This is a genomic window from Cyanobacterium sp. Dongsha4, assembly GCF_036345015.1.
Taxonomy (GTDB): domain Bacteria; phylum Cyanobacteriota; class Cyanobacteriia; order Cyanobacteriales; family Cyanobacteriaceae; genus PCC-10605.
Window position 1 is genome coordinate 694,591 of sequence record NZ_CP084098.1, and the last position, 19,219, is coordinate 713,809.

Sequence of the window (19,219 nt, forward strand, 5' to 3'; positions counted from 1 at the left end):
GTTGATAATTAATAACTTCTAACTCTTAACTCCTAACTCCTAACTAGTTTCTCTCTAACACCCCAATACCCCAAAACCGTAAGGGTTGAATATATTAAACCTTTACCACCTGCAACCCGAAACCTCTTTCTAAACTTTGAACTCAAAAAAATATGACTTCTTCCCGTTGGTTAAAAACTCTTAATCCTTATCTATTTCTCCTTCCTGCTTTAATAGTTTTAGGGATTATTGTCTTTTTTCCCGCAATACAGGCTTTTTCTCTGAGTTTTACCCGTTACGAATATGATTTAACTCAACCACCTGAATGGATTGGTTGGGAAAACTTTCGACAGTTGAGCGAAGACAAGGTATTTCGACAGACTTTAATTAATACCTTTATCTATTTACTTGGTGTTGTACCTCCTTTAGTTATTCTCTCTCTATTGTTAGCGATTCTTGTCAATCAGAAATTAAAAGCAATTACTTGGTTTCGAGGAGCTTACTATACACCTGTAGTTGTTTCCATGGTAGTGGCAGGATTGGCTTGGAAGGGTCTTTATTGGTCAAATGGTCTTTTTAATCAATTTTTGCGTAGCATAGGCTTAGAGGACGGCATTCCTTGGTTAACTAGCCCTAATTGGGCAATCTGGAGCTTAATGATTGTCACCATTTGGAAAGGTTTAGGGTACTACATGGTTATCTATTTGGCAGGATTACAAAGTATTTCCCCAGAATTGTATGAAGCAGGTGCAATTGACGGTTCAGATGGTTGGCGTAAACATCTTGATATTACAATCCCTTTGATGAGTCCTTATATTTTTTTGGTGGCAGTAATTTCAGCATTAAGTGCAACTAAAGTTTTTGAAGAAGTTTATCTTCTCACTCAGGGAGGCCCCCGCAACGCTTCTAAAACAGTAGTCTATTATCTTTATGAAAAAGCATTTAAAGAGTTAGACATTAGTTATGCTTGTACGATGGGATTAGTTTTATTTGTTTTTATTTTAGTTTTATCAATTGCTAATTTATATCTTTCAAAAAGAGTCAATAATTAGGGGTTGGTGGAAAATGGTGTTATGACCATAAGCAATAAGCCAGAGTATGATTTATTATTAATTGAAGTTAATTACTGTTTTACATTTTTCTCTTAACTCTCAATAAAAATAAAATCAATTTATCTACTTTTTTTATCTTATAAACATTGTAATTGTTTGTGTAAATAACGTTGTCCTGATCTACTACTATAAAACAGTAAATCTGTCAAAACTTTAAGGGCTAAAGATAGTTTTTGTTCTTGATTCAAATTGAGGGATAAATTTTCTTCTGATTCAGATAAACTAGAGAAGTTATCAAGATATTCTTTGACTATTCCATAGTAGTTATTCTGTTCAGAGTTTTCTATTTGTTCAAGCAAAGAACAAGCCCTTCTGATTAATTCTTCGTTTTTTTGCAATACTTTACTTATATATTCTACCACTAAATCAAGCTCAGATTTACTAATAGGAATAACCATTGATTCTAGTTTAATTCCTAGTGCTAAAACACCTAAATAAATTAGCTTTATTTTATTAGGAGTAAGGTTCACTTTTTCTACATCAATAAAATTTTCTTGCCCGTTATCTTGTTCTTCTAACATATCACTACAATATGAATAAAATAGTTTTTAAATTACCAGAAACTTTTGCTTATAATCTTTTTAAGCTCAATCAAATAGATTGTTATTTATACGATACCTTAACTTCTACTAATGACCAAGTATGGTTACTGGAAAAGCAAAATAATATTCCCTTTCCATTCGTGGTTATGGCAAAGCAACAAACTGCAGGAAAAGGGCAAAGAGGTAATATTTGGCGATCGCATCTCGGTGGTTTATACTTAAGTTTAGGTTTAGAGTTAAACTTGCCTGTTGATTGTTTACACCATCTTACCCTATTCAGTGCAAGCGAGATCGCATCTGAGTTTAATAAGATAAAAATTCCTGTCGCCATTAAGTGGTTAAACGACTTGATTTTGGAAGGCAAAAAATTAGGGGGTATTTTATGGGAAACAAAAATAGAGAAATCGATAATCAAAAAAGCGGTTATTGGAATTGGCATTAATTATCAAAATAATTCTCCAACCAATGGAATCAGTTTAAACGATTATTTGTGTGTTGGTGAAAATCCTGATATTGATAGTATAGAAAAAATAGGTTTTTTCGTGATTAAAGCAATAATGAATGGTTATTACTTTTACAAAAATTATGGCATTGATTCTGTCATCAAAGAATATAATAGCCGACTTTATAATCACAAAGAAACAGCACTAATTAATCAGCAAAAAGGAGAAATATTAGGAGTTAATAAAAACGCTCATTTATTGATGAAAGTTTGCTCTCAAAATGCAAAAACTATCATCAAGTTATCTCCTGAAAAATATAGTATTAGTTACAATAAAAATTCTCAAGGATACTTTGTATTAGAAGGAAAATAAAGTTATTTAACCTCAGTTTGACTTAAAAATATCAGATAAAGTAAGGTATCAGGTTCAACGAAGTAATGATAATTATTAATAAATAGAAGTAACAAAATCAGGAGTTTTTATTCTTAACTATTATCTATTTGCTTTTTCTTTTCCTTGACTTACTAAAAAAATCTAATCTAAGTTATAAAAATATAATCACAATAGGTTTTAAAAGACTTATCCTCAAATATTTCGATTATTCGATAGCCTGATAAAGTATTAGCAATTTGAAAATGGGGTTTATGTCTGTCAATTTGAAACATTGTTGATGGAGTAAGAAAAAGATGTATATTTTGATAGGAAATATAGCTTTCTTGGTGATAATGTCCACAAAAAAATCTAAAAGTCTTGTTTGATATAGTTGAGAGTTTTTCTTTGATAATTTCCCAGTTTGCCAATGAGTGGTTATTATCCATAAATGGAGAAGCACAAGTCATAGGAGGATGATGGATAAAAATAATTGTATTGTCATCCGTGGATTCAATTAACCAATCAATTTGAGTATCAGAAAGTAATTTATCATTAGTATCTAAACATAAAATATTTATGCCTGACAAATTTAATTGATAGTTAAGTTTATTTTTTTCAATATCAATCAGAAACGGCAAATTAAAAACCTGTTTCATGTTATCAACATTATCATGATTACCTGCCATCCAAATAATTTTACTGTTATAGTTTTCTGTTTTTTTTGCTAACCACTCATAAGAATTTAAACTACCCTTATCGCTAATATCCCCAGAAAAAATAATTAAGTCAAAATCTTTTTTTTCAATAGTTTGCTCAAAAACCATGGCCAGTTTATCATAAACATTATGCCCATGAGTTGTGGATTTTTCGTCAAGATGAGTGTCTGTGATTTGTAATATTTTTTTTATTGCTACTACCATTTATTTTTATCAATAAAAATACTTAAAATTCTTCCCGTTAAAAGAACGATTGCCGTGTTTTAGTTTTATTCTATAGTAAAAGACTAATATTCCCACTTTGAAAAAGTAACGCTTTACTTATATGTCTTGTTACATTTTCCCTACTATCCATGAAAAAACACATATCTTAATTCTTGACTGACTAACCAATCAGAAAATAAATACATAGAATAACCGAACTAAAAATGACGGAAAACCAGAAAGAATAAAATATTATAGTTTTTCTTGTTGATTTATAATAGAAAGTGAATTAAAAATAAGATTTTTTAGTAATAATTATTTACATTTTTTCCTAGTTATTAGTAATTAATAATTAATCACTCTGAAAACAAGGAGAATTATTTTTTTATGAATGGTAACATCAGAGTCGGCAGTTTATTTGGCATTCCTTTTTATATCAATCCCTCATGGTTTTTGATTTTAGGGTTAATGACTTTAACTTTTGGTACAGATTTAGCCTATCAAACAAATTTACCCGGTTTAGTTCCTTTTTTATTGGGATTAGTTGCTTCTTTACTGCTATTTTCTTCCGTTTTAGCCCATGAATTGGGGCATAGTTTTGTAGCAATTAGTCAGGGAATAGAAGTAAAATCAATTACATTGTTTATTTTTGGGGGTCTAGCCGCCCTTGAAAAAGAGTCTAAAACCCCTGAACAGGCTTTTCTCGTGGCGATCGCAGGTCCTGTGGTCAGTTTAATCCTTTTTGCGATTTTCCTCATCATAGAAACGAATTTCACTTTACCTATAGCACTACAACTAATAGTATCTCTCTTAGCAACCATTAACCTTGTCTTGGCATTATTTAATATGATCCCCGGATTACCCTTAGATGGTGGTAATGTATTAAAAGCCATTGTGTGGAAAATTACAGGTAATCCCCAGAAAGGAGTAATTTTTGCGGGGCGTTTTGGACAGTTTTTTGGTTGGACAGCTATTACTATAGGGGCAATGGGAACATTAGGAGTAATTCCTTTTGGTAATTTTTGGACTGTCTTAATTGGTTGGTTTTTACTGCAAAATGCGGGAACGGCGGCACAATCTGCCCAATTAGAAGATAAATTGAATCATTACTACGCTAAAGATGCGATTTCTCCCGAAAGTCCTGTTATTCAAGGTAATTTAACTATCAGACAATTTGTTAACGAATACGTAATTGGCAAACAACCATGGCGTAAATTCCTCGTCACCGATGAAGATGGTATTTTAACAGGTGTGTTGCATCTGGATGACATAAGAGCGATCGCAACTTCTCAATGGAATGAAGTATTTGTACATCAAGTGATGAAATCAAAAGAAGAAGTAAAAACCGTTGTGGATACTTTATCTTTATTGGAAGTGGTTAAACTTTTAGAACAACAGCAGGATTTGGAATTAACAGTAGTTAAAGAAAATGGTTTTGTTGTGGGATTAATTGAGAAACAAGGTATCATTAAGTTTTTACAATCTCAAGTAGCATAAAAATTCTTACTCATTAGCTCAGTATTATTTTTATTCCATTTTTATTTGACAGTATTTTTCTTCTTAGAGAAATCCACAACTCAGGTTAATTGAAACATCAAATCTACGCTAAACTTGGTTAAATACAAAATCTTGCTTTTTCTGGTTAGGATTGATTAAGTATCGACTATGCAAAATTTACGGACACCAGTGATTAACTATTACCAAGTATTGGGCATTTCTAGTGATGCCTCTCCTGAAGACGTTAAAAAAGCCTTTCGCACCTTAGCAAGACGCTATCACCCCGATGTTAATCCGGGAGATCAAAATTCTGAGGAAATGTTCAAGCAAATTAATGAAGCCTACGACATCCTATCTGATTACACAAAACGTCAACAGTATGATAGTCAATTTCTGGGTGGCAAACGTAGATTTGTTGGTAGTCAAACGAAAAAACGCCCTAGTAATGGCTTTCCTTTTCCTAATGCTAATATTGGCGGTTTTTGGCAAGATAATGTTCGATCCTCTAATGGTGCTTCCTCTGGTAATAAAAATTCTACTTATCGCCCCAATTCTCCTAATATCGGTGATTTTCGTCCGGGGACTACTAAAACCATCAAGTCCACCCCCTCTCCTCGCACCCAACCCAAAGACATTGAGGCTAAACTGACTTTACCTCTGACTAAAGCCTATGAAGGGGGAAGGGAAAGAATCAGATTGGAAGATGGGCGATCGCTTGAAGTAGATATGCCACCATGTATGTATCATGGGCAAAAAATACGCTTGAAAGGTCAAGGTATTAAAGGAGGAGATTTGTATTTAAAGATTTTAATTGAACCTCATCCCTTTTTCACTCTACAAGGTTCTGATATTTCCTGTGAAGTTCCTTTGACTCCATCTGAAGCAATAGTTGGAGGTGCGATCGAAGTTCCTACCATTGATGGTTTAGTGAAAATGAATGTTCCTGCTGGGGTAAAATCAGGACAAAGATTAAAATTAGCCAATAAAGGTTATCCTAATATACGAGGAGAAAGAGGAGATCAATTAGTTATTATTAATATTGTTATCCCACCTGAAGTGAGCGAGGAGGAGAAGGAGCTATACGCCAAAATCAGGGAAGTGGAACAATTTAAACCCCGTCAAGATTTTATTGATCTTTATACACATACACGATTGTAAAAAAAATATAGAATCATCGGGTCAAAGCTAATTACAAATTCCTAAAGGTCTATTGTGTTAGCATCTTAATAAAGAGAAACCATCCTCTAGTTAAAATTAACTGGATATTCCTACATCCTAAATATAGAGTTTTGAGACGAGTTAATTGAATATGAAAATTACTAAACGTGGGCTAATTTTGGGAGCAACTGCCTTAGCTGTTTCTAGTGTTGCTATGACAGGTATTGGCTTAAGGGTGTCCCAAAGTCAAGCATTTTTTGAAGATAGCCCCAAAGAAATCGTTGATGAAGTTTGGCAAGTAATTAATAGACAATATGTAGATGCCACTTTTAATGGAGAAGATTGGCGAGGAATTAGACAAGAGTATCTCGACAAGGAATATAGCGATAAGGAAGAAGCCTATGAAGCAGTCAAGGAAATGCTGAAGAAGCTCAATGACCCTTATACTCGTTTTATGAATCCTGAAGAGTTTAAGAGTATGCAAATTGATACTTCAGGAGAGTTAACAGGGGTAGGAATCCAAATCACAAAAGAAGAAGAAACCAATAATATTGTCGTTATTTCTCCCATTGAAGATACTCCTGCGGCTGAGGCTGGTATTATTTCTAAAGATATTATTCGCAAAGTTGATGGTAAAAATACCGAGGGGATGGAGTTGAATGACGTTGTTTCTCTAATTCGTGGCAAACCCGGTACTCAGGTAACGTTAACTATTGAAAGGGAAGGAAAAGTAAAAGATTATACTCTCACTAGAGCCAAAATTGAAATTCATCCTGTAAGAGCAAGAATCGAAAATACTCCTAACTTAGGAAAAATTGGCTATATTCGTTTGGTTCAATTTAGTGGTAATGCCGCCCAAGAAATGAAAGATGCGATCGAACTTGGGGAAAAAGAAAATGTAAATGGTTATATCCTAGATCTGCGATCGAATCCCGGTGGTTTGTTATATTCCAGTGTAGAAATTGCCAGAATGTTTATCGATAAAGGTCGAATCGTCTCTACTGTTGACAGAGTTGGAGAAGTGGATGTTCACAATGCTAATGGTAGCGTTTTAACCAATAAACCTATTGTTGTTCTCGTCGATGGTGGTTCTGCTAGTGCCAGTGAAATTCTCTCCGGTGCATTGCAAGATTATCATAGAGCAACAGTTGTGGGAACACAAACTTTTGGTAAAGGTTTAGTACAATCGGTCAGAGGCTTAGGGGATGGTTCAGGATTAGCGGTAACTATCGCTAAATATCTAACTCCAAAGGGCAGAGACATCAATAAAGAAGGAATAACTCCTGATGTTGTCTATGAAATGACAGATGCGGAAAAAGAAGTTCTGATCCAAGACCGTGATAAAATCGGTACTCCAGAAGATGCTCAATATCGCAAAGCCTTAGAAATACTTTCCCAACAGGTGGCGAAAAAATAATTAATAGGTTACAGGTTTCAGGTGTTAGGGGATTGGGGTATTGGGGTGTTAGGGAAGCGTGTTAATTAAACACTTTTGCCCCTTGCCTCGCCTGAGTTCGATGATAAAAACCCTGTAGAGTAAAGCATAAGAGGGATCATTAACTCTCTTGATACCGATAAAAACTATTAAACTTAGAAAAAAAGATGTAAAATCAATTTGTTTATTATTTTTGTCAATACACCTAAGTTTTAACTCCGAACTCCGAACTCAGGTTGCCTCTTGCCCTTTTCAATCAATTAAGAGAATAAATTTTGCCGTCAATCAGAATACGACTAATACCTTTTGCTTTGAGGTAGATAGAGGTTTTCTGTAACATTTTACCGTCAGGCACTTTGATGACCTTTCCTTTGCGATCGCAAAATCGTTTAGCAACTTTATGATTATCGAAAATAGGTAGGGTTAATTGTAAAATTTCTGACCCGGGTATTTTCCCCAGATGTCCAAAATCTTTGAGGGGCTTAGTCACCAACTCCGCATAACGATCAATCACAAGATAACAAACTTTAGGGAAAGTAGCATTTTCTAGGGGTAGCACTTGTAACTGACTTTCGGCAATAGGATTAGAAACAATGAGTTTTTTCTCTATTTCTTCATCCTCGAAATCTTCCTCGGCTTCTTCATCTTCTTCTATGTCTTCTATTTCATCTTCCATATCCTCTCCATACATTGCCGCCAAAACTTGGACAGACTCTAATACTTCTTCCTCCTCTTCGTTAATTTCTATTTCTTCTGATTGTGCCTCTAGTATCACATGATTAGCTGTTTTATCTTTTTCCTTAAGTTGTATTTTTGGGGTTACGGAAATGTTCTCTTGATGAAGAGAAATTGTTTTTAATTCCTGTGTTTCTGAAGATAAAGATAAATTCTCGTTTTCGTCTTCAAAATATAAATTTAACTGTGCCTCTTCTTGATCTTGTTTAATGGTGCTAGAATCCTCATCAATATCATTTTCCATAGCATCTTTGGAGGAGTGATCGATTATTTTTTCCTCCATTTCCTCCTCGGGGTTTTTTGTGGTACGTGCTAAACGTTTTTCTTGAATTAAATCTTCGTATTCCGTTTCCGTGAGACTATTTTTAAGAAAACGACTCACTGTAGAACTGCTTACCCCAAAACGTACCGCCAATGTTGAGGTTGTCTCGTTGGTATTGCGATATAAAGATAATATTTCTTGGCGATCGCCATCGGATAATTTTCTTGGACTCATAATCTCAACCCTACCCCAATTAATTAAGCGTCTAACTCAAACAAACTATTGCCATTATTAATGTGACTGATATTAGTTATGTTTGTCAAGAATAGCTCAAATAACAGTAGCATAGAAACGTTAAATTAGTGTATGTTGATGAGGATGAGAATAAATAATCAACCACGAGAATTGTTAAGTAAAATATAAAATCCATCACCACTGCTTATGTCTATTTTTAGTTTTAAACCAGCATTGTTAGTTTTAGCAGACGGCACTGCCTATCAGGGTTACTCCTGCGGCGCTACAGGAACAACTTTTGGAGAGGTTGTTTTCAACACGGGAATGACAGGTTATCAAGAAGTGATGACAGACCCCAGTTACTGCGGACAAATAGTTACTTTTACTTATCCTGAATTGGGAAATACAGGAATTAACCCAGAAGATGATGAATCCCATCAACCCCACATTAAAGGTGTTATTGCCCGTAATATATGCGATCGCCCCAGTAATTGGCGTTCTACCCAATCCCTTCCAGACTATCTAAAACAACATAATATTATTGCTATCTACGGCATCGACACCCGTGACCTAACTCGCCGTTTACGCATCTCTGGTGCGATGAATGGAGCTATATCCACAGAAACCCTAGATCCAGAAGAATTATTAATTCAACTTCGTACAGTGCCTTCTATGGCAGGTTTAAACCTTGTTAAAGAAGTGACCACCAAAGAAGTTTACGAATGGCATGAAAGCACGAATTCTGAATGGGAATTTAGTCCTAAAGCCAGTTTAGCGGATAAGGAAAAATATACAGTAGTTGCCATCGATTTTGGTATCAAACGTAATATTCTTCGCCGTCTAGCGAGTTATGGTTGTAAAGTAATTGTTGTTCCTGCTAATACCTCCCCCGAAGAAATCCTCAAATATAATCCTGATGGTATATTCCTCTCCAACGGACCGGGGGACCCCTCTGCGGTAGCCGAAGGTATTGCCACAGCAAAAGCTCTTTTAGAGGCGAAAAAGCCCACTTTCGGGATTTGTATGGGACATCAAATTCTTGGTTTATCTCTAGGGGCACAAACCTTTAAACTAAAATTCGGACATAGAGGTTTAAACCAACCTGCAGGATTAAAACAAAAAGTAGAAATTACCAGCCAAAATCATGGTTTTGCGGTGACAGAAGAATCTTTAGGGGCGGATGTAGAAATAACCCATCTCAACCTTAATGATCATACTGTGGCAGGTTTGAAACACAAGAATCTACCATTTTTCTCAGTACAATATCATCCTGAAGCAAGTCCAGGCCCTCATGATGCTGATTATTTGTTTGAACAATTTGTAAAATTAATGAGGGATAATAAATAACCTGAGTTTGGGATAAATTTTTATCTATGAGTGATGGCGACAAGGGCAAAAGGCAAAGTTAAAAGGGCAATGGGCAAAGGTAAATAATGTTGGGGTGAATAATTAAAAACTCCGAACACTCATTACTCGTTACTTATTACTTTCTCCCAACACCCACAACCTGAAACCTGACACCTCCGAACTCGTTTCTCCCCAACACCCCAATACCCGAGCTACCCCTCTATGACATCACTTTTAAAGGTGAATTGATGGCATAATCTTTCCATTTATCTTGATTATCCATCAAAATTAGTTGGGGCGAATTTTGCTTACCATAGGCTTTGATGGAATCTATTTCTAAGCTGAAAACACCTGCCCGAAAAGTGGGATTATATGCACCATCATATTCAAATTTACTCAACATTAGCTGTAAAGAGTAAACTTTGGTTTGATCAAATTTATCTGCATTGATGGTTTTCGCCCGAAATACAGGTATTAAATCTCTGAAAGGTATATCAATAGTCATCCAAACATTCGCAATCGTATTAAAGGAATAACAATAACTGATACCGTCCCATTTTCCCTCACAACGGGTAATAAATTTGTATCTATTTCCATCTCCTTGTACTCTCAATCGGATACCCTCATAAGCCGATAAATCCCAAGGGGGATTAAAATTTTTGCTTCTCACAGACACAAAACCGCCGTTGTTATCTGTCGAGACGTTGCCAGTAAAGATGGCTTTATCTTCCTTAAAAAATAAGTTACTACTACTCACTCCTCCCATTACCACATCATCTACTGCACCCCAAATATATCTCTGATTTTCATTGCTATGGCGTAAGTCACATAAAATGATTTCACTGGGAAAAAGTTGTTGATTAATCAGATTGATTAAATTATTAATACCAGGTTGAGGAAAACAAAAAATGCGATCGACTCTTTCCAATAAATGGGGTGATAAACTGTCTTGGAGAAAGTTGATTTTTATAATTTCAGTTTGTTCAGAAGGATTAAGATTAAACGAAGATGTGTTAAGAATACGCAGAGGTATATTTTGTTTTTGAAGATTGTTGAGGGTTTCTTGGGCTAAAGGACTATGATCATAACAAATTAGAGTAAAATTCATGGTTGAAATTAGAGGTGAAGTTTTGTGTTGAGAAATATTGAAAAAATTTGTAAAACAGTTAAAAAAAGGAATAACCTCAAAAAAAGTAAGAGTTTCCCATAATTGTTTGATGTTCATAACTTAAAATTATTTCAGTAAACCATAAGAATATTTGACTTAACTAAGTTTTAGCCTGATTGTGGTTTTAATTTCACTATTTTCATTAATAACGGGCTTAAGAGTTAAAAAAAGTAAAGTTTTAAGCGACTAAATAAGAACCCAAAGAATAAATACCAAAAATTAGTAATATCGCTCCACTAATAGGATTAATCCACTGGGTAATAACTCGTAAATTTAATAAACTTTTTAATGTGCCTGTAAATGTACCTGCTAATATCAAAGGAAAAACATATCCAATTGCATAACTTACCAGTAATAAAGAACTTAAAAATATATTTTCGCTACTGGCAACAAAAGCTAATAGTGTTATCAAAACAGGGGTACTACATGGAGAGGCAATTAAACCAAAAGTTAGTCCTAGAAGATAGGATTTAAGGCTATTAGGAAAGTTATCTTTTACCCAATTACTAGCATCCCAATTAGGAAATTTTAAAGGTACTATTTCTAATAAATTTAAACCCATTAAAATTGCGATCGCACTTACAAATATTGGTAATCCAGTACCAATTTGACCATAAACCCTACCTAATAAAGCGGCGAAAACTCCCAACAAAGCAAGAGTTGTCGCTAATCCTAAAGCAAAATACGCTGATTGCAAAAAAGAAGATAATCTCCCTTTACTTTCATAACCGCCAATATAAGCAATAGTTAGAGGAAGCATCGATAACATACAAGGAGTTAAACTGGTGATTAAACCAGTTACAAAAATAATCAAAAAACTAAAAATAGAGACTTGATGTAATTGATTATTAACTAATTCGTTGGCAAACTGTTGTAGATAATAAAGTTGATTAGAAAAAGACTCTAACATATTTATTTTTTTACGATTAGAATATTGACTGCTTTTGCCCTAATCTATGATACACCGACAGAAGCTAAGACGCATTTATCCATATGATTTAGTGTTATTTATTTTGGTCCAAAATATGAAAATAAAATTTATTACTGATTATTTTATCTCGCTACCAAAAATTTCCATTATTGTCAATTCTCTATAAGTATTTTGAATTAGATTGATCTTAATCAAATAGATATTGAATTTTATAAAAATAAATTATAAGATTAAAGATGGATAGAATTTTGATGTAGTGTTATTCAAAAACTATTGCAATTATCTAAGAAAAGCAAATATATTTTAAATAAATATTCTTCGCAAACACGTAACATTTATTGCTAAGTAAAGATTGCAAAAAAAATATTTTGTATAATAATAAAAAACAAAATTATATAGATTAAATCAATTTAATTAGATTTAAAACGCCATTAAATTTAAGCTAAATAAAAATCATGTCTAAAACTAAAACTCAAGAAGAAAAAAATTTAGAGGAGAAAAAACTAAGAGAAATATTGATACTTCTTGATCAACTTTTTCGTAGAGAAGAAGCTACAGCAAAAGGAATTGTTGGCTGTCTCTATGATATTGCCACTATCAATTTAATTAATAAGTATTGTCCACTATGGGGAATCAACGCAACTCTCAAATATCTAACTCGTTTTCCTCGCCCTTTAGCCAAATCTTTGGGAGTAAAACTATATTTACAACCCAAATGTCCTCAATTAATAACAGATTGGTTATATAGCCTTGTTGAGTTTCCCGAAAAACAAACTACTGCTATTGAACCTGAAATAATAGAAACAGAATTGTTGCCAACTATTAGAAAAAACCGTTTAGAAATAGAATCTTTAAGACATAAAGTAAAACTTTTAACGGGTACTTTAGTGACAACTTTTATCTTGTTTAGTAGTGGTTTTGCTTGGGTATCTTACAATTTACAAATGAATCCTATGGAGTTATTAACTACTTCTACATTCATAGAAAATGAAAAGTAGCTATCATCTCTGTTCAACGAATGTCTGTTCAACGAATGACAAGTTACCCCGATTCTTTAGCAAGAAAAAATCGCTGATTCAGATAAATTCCTAATTCCTAATTTTTCAAGGATTTAAACCCACCAAGGTTTTTCCCCTGTGCGAGGATCATTTTCCATCCAAGGAGAAATCCTGATATAATCACCGTCAATATTTATATGTGCTAATTTTAACGGTAAAGGGGCAGGACCTCGAACAACTCTTCCCTCCTCATCGTACCTTGACCCATGACAGGGACACTGAAATTGATTTTCATTACCATTCCAGGGAAAAGTACAACCTAAATGAGTACAGTTATCGACAATTCCCCAAGGATGTAATGTTCCATCATCTTTAATAGTTAAGTAAGTTGGTTCTCCTGCTAAACCCGCTACTAAAGCTCTTGTTCCCATCGGTTCTGCTAAAATTTGAGAAGCAGGAATTAAATTACCATTAACATCTTTCGCCAAAATCGAGCCGTCTTCTCCCACATCAGAAGGGGGAATAAAAAATTTTCCAACAGGATATAATACTCCACCAGCCGTAACTGCGATCGCCGCTCCTGTGATAAAATTTAGTAAATTTCGTCTCGACATTGATGCACTTTGATCATAAGGAAAACTCTGTTCCATAATCTATATGTCCCCTAATTTTTGTTTACATTCTGTTGTTTTTGAAGTCTATTCTGCGTGAAATCAAGATAGAAAGAGCCACATCATATCTCGGTTAATTTTGTTTAGAACCAGATAAAATCTAGTATTTGATATTAGTATTTAGAACTTTCACGGGCGTTGTTAGTATTAATACCCAATACGGTGTAAAGAAAGCAAAAACCAAATACACCACTAATTGTTAACAATACCGATGCAGTCGCTAAACCAAGACCTAAAGCAGTTCCATCATAGATGAATAAGCCTAAATAGCCTAAAATAGAAGCAAAAATTAAACGCAAAAAGCGATCGCTTTTTCCCACATTGTTTAACATCATTTTTCAACCCCAATTGATTTTTTATTGAATCGAAATGCTATGACAAAATAAATAATTACTGTTGATCGTTATTTTGTTTACAAATCTTAATCAACTAATTATCATTATATAACTAAATAGCAATATTGACAATTCTACAAAATAATGAACTTCAAATTAAGCTCTTATGATCAACCTTCTTCACTTCCAGTAGGTCTTAATTCTTCCATAATAGTAAAAGAAACATGATTAATTGCTAATTGACCAATAGAAGTTGTTTCCTTATTAATCAACTCCCCTTCACTTTTTAAGGTTTCAAAAGGTACATCTTTCGCCATTTCCACATGATACCAAGATAAACCCATAAAGAATCGAGTGGGATAAATATTAGAATCTTCTAAATCATCTGGGTTAGACTCCATCGGCAACCAACCAATACCAGGCAAATAAAACTCCATCCAGACATGATTAAAATCTGGCACTAAAGGTATCCCAAAATGGAGTACTTTTAATGGACATTTGTAGCGACCAACCGTGCGACAGGCAATTCCATTTAATCTTGATAAAGCCAGTAACAAACCCAAATATTCACCGCAAGAACCAACGCCCCTTTTTAAAACAATATCAGGGGTGTCAATATGAGGCTTAATACCGTAAGTCAAATGATCATAGACATAATTACGAATATTATACATTTTGCGTAATAGATTTGTTTCTGAACCTCTAGCATCTTCTGCCGCCCTTAAAATAACATCTGTATTCATTGCCAAATTATCATCATCAACCAAATATTTACTTTCGTATTCAGGCGACAATGGAGGTAATGCTTCACAATCACGGGGCTTTAATTGATACTTAATGCTCCAAACCTCTAATATCACCCGCCAACCAAAAACATAGCGCTCATCAGTGTTAAATTCTGGGAACTTAAATAATGCAACTTTTTGACCTTGATAATCTTCTTCTATATATGGCAAACCAACTGCTTCGATACTTTTTATTTTTTGTCTCGCACTCTCTGTGGGTAGAGCAATACGCCATTCTAAATTTTTAAGTTCTAAATGATCTAACGGAGAAATTTCTTCTACATAAGTCATTTCTAACAAAAAGCCATTAGAAAGAGTATATTTATTTTCTTCATCAAAATAGAAATATAAAGGATGAATAAAAGTGCGATCGCGATATAATAATTCATGATTCGGTTCTGCATTGGGATTATCACGAATATAAGGCTCTTGATCACTATAAGCTACATATAAAGTCTCCTTTCCTGTTTTTTCATCATAGTAAAAAGCCAAAGCCGTAGGAGATTCAAAAGGAGTTAAAATACTATATTTAACTTCTCCTGTCGCCCTATCCAAGCAATATACAGTTTGTTCAATAGAGTCACATAACCAAATTTCTTCTCCTTTTACGGTAATATTTTCCGCACCAATACCCGGAGCATAAAATTTAGTAATTGCAGTACCATCCAAAGAATAAACTAGAATATGTCCTGTTCTCTGGGTTGTAATGTAAATAGTATTTTCCCAAACCGCAATTCCATTAGCAGGATAAGAAAGAGAAAAAGCACAAAAAGGCTTAGAAGTAATAACAAGATTATCCTTTTCCCATTCAATGGAACAATAATAAATATACTCCCTACTTGTAAACCATAGCTTATTCTCAGAAATACACAGCCCCTTTGCACCAATAAAATCTTGCCAAGAAGAATTGTTGACAATTTTCGTGACACTATTCTTCGGATTAATTAATAATAGATAACCATTACGAGAATCGATCGCCAATAAATGATTATCAATAAAAATAAGACCATCAACAGAAGTAGCAATAATTGGTCTAATAGTTGCAGAAAAAGCAGATTCACAAAAAGGAGAATTCATATCAAGTTAAAATAATTTGATTATCTGACCACAATTTATTTTAATTAGTCAGTCGTTATCAACCATTAGACAACATAACAAATTTATTTCCCTAGGAATTGCTTATGATGAACAATTAAGAGACATAAATAAAAAATCACCTACACAATGTGAGGTGATTCTTTGTCTTTGATGTTTCGATGAAAGATAGAATTGTAAAGAATGAATGTTGAAGCTGGCATGGAACTATTGTCCCACTCGGTCTCCCAAGCAGTATCGTCGCCGCTACTATGTTTCACCCACGAGTTCGGGATGGTTCGTAGTGGTTCCATAATGCTAATCACACCAGCTATACTCTCGAAGGAACAACCTTCAAGACTGCATAGAATTTTATAGTTCCTTAGGTCAAGATGACGGTCTATTAGTACACTTCGGCTTCATACATTACTGCACTTCCACCTTGTGCCTATTTACGGGTCTTCTTCCCGTGACCTTACACCAGAATACTCATCTTGAGGTGGGCTTCCCACTTAGATGCTTTCAGCGGTTATCCTCTCCGCACTTGGCTACCCTGCGTTTACCGTTGGCACGATAACAGGTACACCAGCGGTGCGTCCTTCCCGGTCCTCTCGTACTAAGGAAGGCTCCTCTCAATATTCTCACGCTTACACCGGATATGGACCGAACTGTCTCACGACGTTCTGAACCCAGCTCACGTACCGCTTTAATGGGCGAACAGCCCAACCCTTGGGACGTACTTCCGCCCCAGGTTGCGATGAGCCGACATCGAGGTGCCAAACCTCCCCGTCGATGTGAACTCTTGGGGGAGATCAGCCTGTTATCCCTAGAGTAACTTTTATCCGTTGAGCGACGGCCCTTCCACACAGCACCGTCGGATCACTAAGACCGTGTTTCCACCCTGCTCGACTTGTTGGTCTCGCAGTCAAGCTACCTTCTGCCTTTGCACTCTTCGACTGATTTCCAACCAGTCTGAGGTAACCTTTGTACGCCTCCGTTACCATTTTGGAGGCGACCGCCCCAGTCAAACTACCCACCTGAAACTGTCCTCAAATGAGTTAGAATTCTAGCTAGCAGAGAGTGGTATCTCACCGTTGGCTCTGTATCCCCCACAAGGAATACTTCTTCGCCTCCCACCTATCCTGCGCACTGCCAGCCCGAACACAATTCCAAGCTATAGTAAAGCTTCATAGGGTCTTTCTGTCCAAGTGTAAGTAGTCCGTATCTTCACAGACAATCCTATTTCGCCGAGCCTCTCTCCGAGACAGCTCCCAGATCGTTACGCCTTTCGTGCGGGTCGGAACTTACCCGACAAGGAATTTCGCTACCTTAGGACCGTTATAGTTACGGCCGCCGTTCACCGGGGCTTCAGTCGCTAGCTTCACTTTCGCTGACCAACTTCTTTAACCTTCCGGCACTGGGCAGGCGTCAGCCCCTATACCTCCTCTTTCGAGTTTGCAGAGACCTATGTTTTTGCTAAACAGTCGCCTGGGACTCTTCACTGCGACCACCTCTCGGTGGCACCCCTTCTCCCTAAGTTACGGGGTCATTTTGCCGAGTTCCTTGGAGAGAGTTACCTCGCTCCCCTTCGTATTCTCTACGTGCCCACCTGTGTCGGTTTCGGGTACCGGGACTTAATTCTCAACATTACTACAGCTTTTCTTGCCGCTATCTTTCCACACTCACGATTACTCGCTCCCAATCCACTCAGGGTGTGCTTAGTTTTCACGGGTCCCTGTAGCAACTCCAATTAAGCCACGCAGGAATATTTACCTGCTTGCCATCGACTACGCTTTTCGCTTCGCCTTAGGTCCGGGCTAACTCTCCACGGACGAACCTTCTGGAGAAACCCTTGGGCTTTCGGGGTTAGGGATTCTCACCCTAATTTTCGCTACTTAAGCCGACATTCTCACTTCTATCTCGTCCACATCTGCTTGCCGCTAATGCTTCACCCTTAATAGAACGCTCCCCTACCACTACAATGTAGTCCATAGCTTCGGTGACTAACTTAGCCCCGTTCATTTTCGGCGCAGGAGCGCTTGACCAGTGAGCTATTACGCACTCTTTCAAGGATTGCTGCTTCTAGGCAAACCTCCTGGTTGTCTAAGCACTCCCACCTCCTTTCTCACTTAGTTAGTACTTGGGGACCTTAGCTGATGGTCTGGGCTGTTTCCCTCTTGACGATGAAGCTTATCCCCCACCGTCTCACTAGTGCTACCATTCATCGGTATTCTGAGTTTGTCTCATCTTGGTACCAGTCTCCCAGCCCGCAACGAAACAGTGCTTTACCCCCGATGACCTTTCACACCGCTGCGCCTCAACACATTTCGGGGAGAACCAGCTAGCTCTTGGTTCGATTGGCATTTCACCCCTAACCACACCTCCTCCGCCAATTTTTCAACATTGGTCGGTTCGGACCTCCACTACCTGTTACGGTAGCTTCATCCTGGACATGGTTAGATCACCAAGGTTCGGGTCTACAAACCGTGACTAACGCCCTTTTCGGACTCGGTTTCCCTTTGGCTTCGACTTTTCATCTTAACCCGCCACGACCTGTAAGTCGCCGGCTCATTCTTCAACAGGCACACGGTCATCCCTTCTAATGAGACTCCCATTGCTTGTAAGCCGATGGTTTCATGTTCTTTTTCACTCCCCTCCCGGGGTTCTTTTCACCTTTCCCTCGCGGTACTTTTCTCTATCGGTCACACAGTAGTATTTAGCCTTACCACGTGGTCGTGGCTGATTCACCAGGGATTCCACTTATCCCTGACTACTCGGGATTCACCTATGCCTTGTCAGTTTTCAATTACAGGACTTTCACCTTCTTTGGTCTAGTTTTCAGCTAGTTCATTTAACTTTCTTGGTCACTTTTTGGTGTCCCACTACCCCATTCTCCTTAGACAATGGTTTAGGCTTTTCCCGCTTCGCTCGCCGCTACTAGGGGAATCACTTTTGTTTTCTCTTCCTCTGGCTACTAAGATGTTTCAGTTCACCAGGTTCGCTCATCACCTAAATCATAGGTGTGTTTTTAGGGTTGCCCCATTCGGACATCCTCGGCTCTACGTCTGCTTCCGACTCCCCGAGGCTTTTCGCAGGTTGCTACGTCCTTCTTCGCCTCTGTGTGCCTAGGTATCCACCATCGGCCCTTCTTTTCTTGACCTTTTTTTCCCTATTTTTCTATGCAGTTTTCAAGGTTCTCACTGAACACCATGTTCAGCAGT

Annotated in this window: 15 protein-coding genes and 2 rRNA genes; 7 read left to right on the forward strand and 10 right to left on the reverse strand. The window is 36.5% G+C overall.

What is annotated here, in order from left to right; all coding sequences use genetic code 11:
- Positions 1-152 precede the first annotated feature (152 nt).
- Positions 153-1,031, forward strand: a complete 879-nt coding sequence (locus Dongsha4_RS03025; protein WP_330204287.1) for a sugar ABC transporter permease — start codon at positions 153-155, stop codon at positions 1,029-1,031.
- A 137-nt stretch (positions 1,032-1,168) separates the two neighbouring features.
- On the opposite strand, the gene Dongsha4_RS03030 is transcribed toward Dongsha4_RS03025, so the two are convergent.
- A complete protein-coding gene (locus Dongsha4_RS03030) occupies positions 1,169-1,612 on the reverse strand; it encodes a DUF3038 domain-containing protein (RefSeq protein ID WP_330204288.1) in 444 nt (147 codons plus the stop codon).
- An 11-nt stretch (positions 1,613-1,623) separates the two neighbouring features.
- Here Dongsha4_RS03030 and Dongsha4_RS03035 point away from each other — a divergent pair, with 11 nt between their 5' ends.
- Positions 1,624-2,448 (forward strand): biotin--[acetyl-CoA-carboxylase] ligase, encoded by an 825-nt coding sequence (locus tag Dongsha4_RS03035; RefSeq protein ID WP_330204289.1) that lies wholly within the window; start codon positions 1,624-1,626, stop codon positions 2,446-2,448.
- Between the two features lie 167 nt (positions 2,449-2,615).
- On the opposite strand, the gene Dongsha4_RS03040 is transcribed toward Dongsha4_RS03035, so the two are convergent.
- Positions 2,616-3,368: a metallophosphoesterase family protein gene (locus Dongsha4_RS03040; protein ID WP_330204290.1), complete on the reverse strand. Its 753-nt coding sequence runs from the start codon at positions 3,366-3,368 to the stop codon at positions 2,616-2,618.
- Between the two features lie 387 nt (positions 3,369-3,755).
- On the opposite strand from Dongsha4_RS03040, the gene Dongsha4_RS03045 reads away from it, so the two are divergent.
- The 3 genes from Dongsha4_RS03045 to ctpC all read left to right on the forward strand — a co-directional run bounded on the left by Dongsha4_RS03045 (position 3,756) and on the right by ctpC (position 7,440).
- Positions 3,756-4,865 (forward strand): site-2 protease family protein, encoded by a 1,110-nt coding sequence (locus Dongsha4_RS03045; RefSeq protein WP_330204291.1) that lies wholly within the window; start codon positions 3,756-3,758, stop codon positions 4,863-4,865.
- Positions 4,866-5,033: 168 nt separating this feature from the next.
- Positions 5,034-6,023, forward strand: a complete 990-nt coding sequence (locus Dongsha4_RS03050; protein WP_330204292.1) for a J domain-containing protein — start codon at positions 5,034-5,036, stop codon at positions 6,021-6,023.
- A 151-nt stretch (positions 6,024-6,174) separates the two neighbouring features.
- The gene (gene ctpC / locus Dongsha4_RS03055) at positions 6,175-7,440 is read left to right on the forward strand and encodes a carboxyl-terminal processing protease CtpC (protein ID WP_330204293.1); all 1,266 of its coding nucleotides are present in this window, start codon (positions 6,175-6,177) and stop codon (positions 7,438-7,440) included.
- A gap of 274 nt (positions 7,441-7,714) precedes the next feature.
- Here ctpC and Dongsha4_RS03060 read toward each other — a convergent pair whose 3' ends face one another.
- Positions 7,715-8,689 (reverse strand): transposase, encoded by a 975-nt coding sequence (locus tag Dongsha4_RS03060; RefSeq protein WP_330204294.1) that lies wholly within the window; start codon positions 8,687-8,689, stop codon positions 7,715-7,717.
- Positions 8,690-8,896: 207 nt separating this feature from the next.
- Here Dongsha4_RS03060 and carA point away from each other — a divergent pair, with 207 nt between their 5' ends.
- Positions 8,897-10,036 carry a glutamine-hydrolyzing carbamoyl-phosphate synthase small subunit gene (carA, locus tag Dongsha4_RS03065; RefSeq protein WP_330204295.1) on the forward strand — a complete coding sequence of 380 codons (1,140 nt, stop codon included), beginning with the start codon at positions 8,897-8,899 and terminating at the stop codon, positions 10,034-10,036.
- Between the two features lie 220 nt (positions 10,037-10,256).
- On the opposite strand, the gene Dongsha4_RS03070 is transcribed toward carA, so the two are convergent.
- Positions 10,257-11,144, reverse strand: a complete 888-nt coding sequence (locus Dongsha4_RS03070; RefSeq protein WP_330204296.1) for a CIA30 family protein — start codon at positions 11,142-11,144, stop codon at positions 10,257-10,259.
- A gap of 238 nt (positions 11,145-11,382) precedes the next feature.
- Positions 11,383-12,114 carry a cytochrome c biogenesis protein CcdA gene (locus Dongsha4_RS03075; protein ID WP_324282376.1) on the reverse strand — a complete coding sequence of 244 codons (732 nt, stop codon included), beginning with the start codon at positions 12,112-12,114 and terminating at the stop codon, positions 11,383-11,385.
- 476 nt (positions 12,115-12,590) lie between these two features.
- Here Dongsha4_RS03075 and Dongsha4_RS03080 point away from each other — a divergent pair, with 476 nt between their 5' ends.
- Positions 12,591-13,133, forward strand: coding sequence for a hypothetical protein (locus Dongsha4_RS03080; protein ID WP_330204297.1), 543 nt, complete (start codon positions 12,591-12,593; stop codon positions 13,131-13,133).
- A gap of 113 nt (positions 13,134-13,246) precedes the next feature.
- Here the strand turns inward: Dongsha4_RS03080 and petC are convergent, their stop codons facing one another.
- The 5 genes from petC to Dongsha4_RS03105 form a co-directional block, all read right to left on the reverse strand.
- Complete coding sequence (gene petC, locus Dongsha4_RS03085) at positions 13,247-13,783, reverse strand: cytochrome b6-f complex iron-sulfur subunit (protein WP_330204298.1); 537 nt, start codon at positions 13,781-13,783, stop codon at positions 13,247-13,249.
- A gap of 134 nt (positions 13,784-13,917) precedes the next feature.
- Positions 13,918-14,139 carry a DUF2892 domain-containing protein gene (locus Dongsha4_RS03090; RefSeq protein ID WP_330204299.1) on the reverse strand — a complete coding sequence of 74 codons (222 nt, stop codon included), beginning with the start codon at positions 14,137-14,139 and terminating at the stop codon, positions 13,918-13,920.
- A gap of 170 nt (positions 14,140-14,309) precedes the next feature.
- Positions 14,310-16,001 carry a transglutaminase family protein gene (locus tag Dongsha4_RS03095; RefSeq protein WP_330204300.1) on the reverse strand — a complete coding sequence of 564 codons (1,692 nt, stop codon included), beginning with the start codon at positions 15,999-16,001 and terminating at the stop codon, positions 14,310-14,312.
- Between the two features lie 212 nt (positions 16,002-16,213).
- Positions 16,214-16,330 (reverse strand): 5S ribosomal RNA (gene rrf, locus Dongsha4_RS03100).
- Between the two features lie 51 nt (positions 16,331-16,381).
- Positions 16,382-19,158, reverse strand: a 23S ribosomal RNA gene (locus Dongsha4_RS03105).
- Between the last annotated feature and the right edge of the window lie 61 nt (positions 19,159-19,219).

What these genes read in the sequence shown, in the direction of transcription:
- Dongsha4_RS03025 (WP_330204287.1), top strand. Translation starts at nt 153, where the DNA reads ATGACTTCTTCCCGTTGGTTAAAAACTCTTAATCCTTATCTATTTCTC.
- Dongsha4_RS03030 (WP_330204288.1), bottom strand. Translation starts at nt 1,612, where the DNA reads ATGTTAGAAGAACAAGATAACGGGCAAGAAAATTTTATTGATGTAGAA.
- Dongsha4_RS03035 (WP_330204289.1), top strand. Translation starts at nt 1,624, where the DNA reads ATGAATAAAATAGTTTTTAAATTACCAGAAACTTTTGCTTATAATCTT.
- Dongsha4_RS03040 (WP_330204290.1), bottom strand. Translation starts at nt 3,368, where the DNA reads ATGGTAGTAGCAATAAAAAAAATATTACAAATCACAGACACTCATCTT.
- Dongsha4_RS03045 (WP_330204291.1), top strand. Translation starts at nt 3,756, where the DNA reads ATGAATGGTAACATCAGAGTCGGCAGTTTATTTGGCATTCCTTTTTAT.
- Dongsha4_RS03050 (WP_330204292.1), top strand. Translation starts at nt 5,034, where the DNA reads ATGCAAAATTTACGGACACCAGTGATTAACTATTACCAAGTATTGGGC.
- ctpC (WP_330204293.1), top strand. Translation starts at nt 6,175, where the DNA reads ATGAAAATTACTAAACGTGGGCTAATTTTGGGAGCAACTGCCTTAGCT.
- Dongsha4_RS03060 (WP_330204294.1), bottom strand. Translation starts at nt 8,689, where the DNA reads ATGAGTCCAAGAAAATTATCCGATGGCGATCGCCAAGAAATATTATCT.
- carA (WP_330204295.1), top strand. Translation starts at nt 8,897, where the DNA reads ATGTCTATTTTTAGTTTTAAACCAGCATTGTTAGTTTTAGCAGACGGC.
- Dongsha4_RS03070 (WP_330204296.1), bottom strand. Translation starts at nt 11,144, where the DNA reads ATGAATTTTACTCTAATTTGTTATGATCATAGTCCTTTAGCCCAAGAA.
- Dongsha4_RS03075 (WP_324282376.1), bottom strand. Translation starts at nt 12,114, where the DNA reads ATGTTAGAGTCTTTTTCTAATCAACTTTATTATCTACAACAGTTTGCC.
- Dongsha4_RS03080 (WP_330204297.1), top strand. Translation starts at nt 12,591, where the DNA reads ATGTCTAAAACTAAAACTCAAGAAGAAAAAAATTTAGAGGAGAAAAAA.
- petC (WP_330204298.1), bottom strand. Translation starts at nt 13,783, where the DNA reads ATGGAACAGAGTTTTCCTTATGATCAAAGTGCATCAATGTCGAGACGA.
- Dongsha4_RS03090 (WP_330204299.1), bottom strand. Translation starts at nt 14,139, where the DNA reads ATGATGTTAAACAATGTGGGAAAAAGCGATCGCTTTTTGCGTTTAATT.
- Dongsha4_RS03095 (WP_330204300.1), bottom strand. Translation starts at nt 16,001, where the DNA reads ATGAATTCTCCTTTTTGTGAATCTGCTTTTTCTGCAACTATTAGACCA.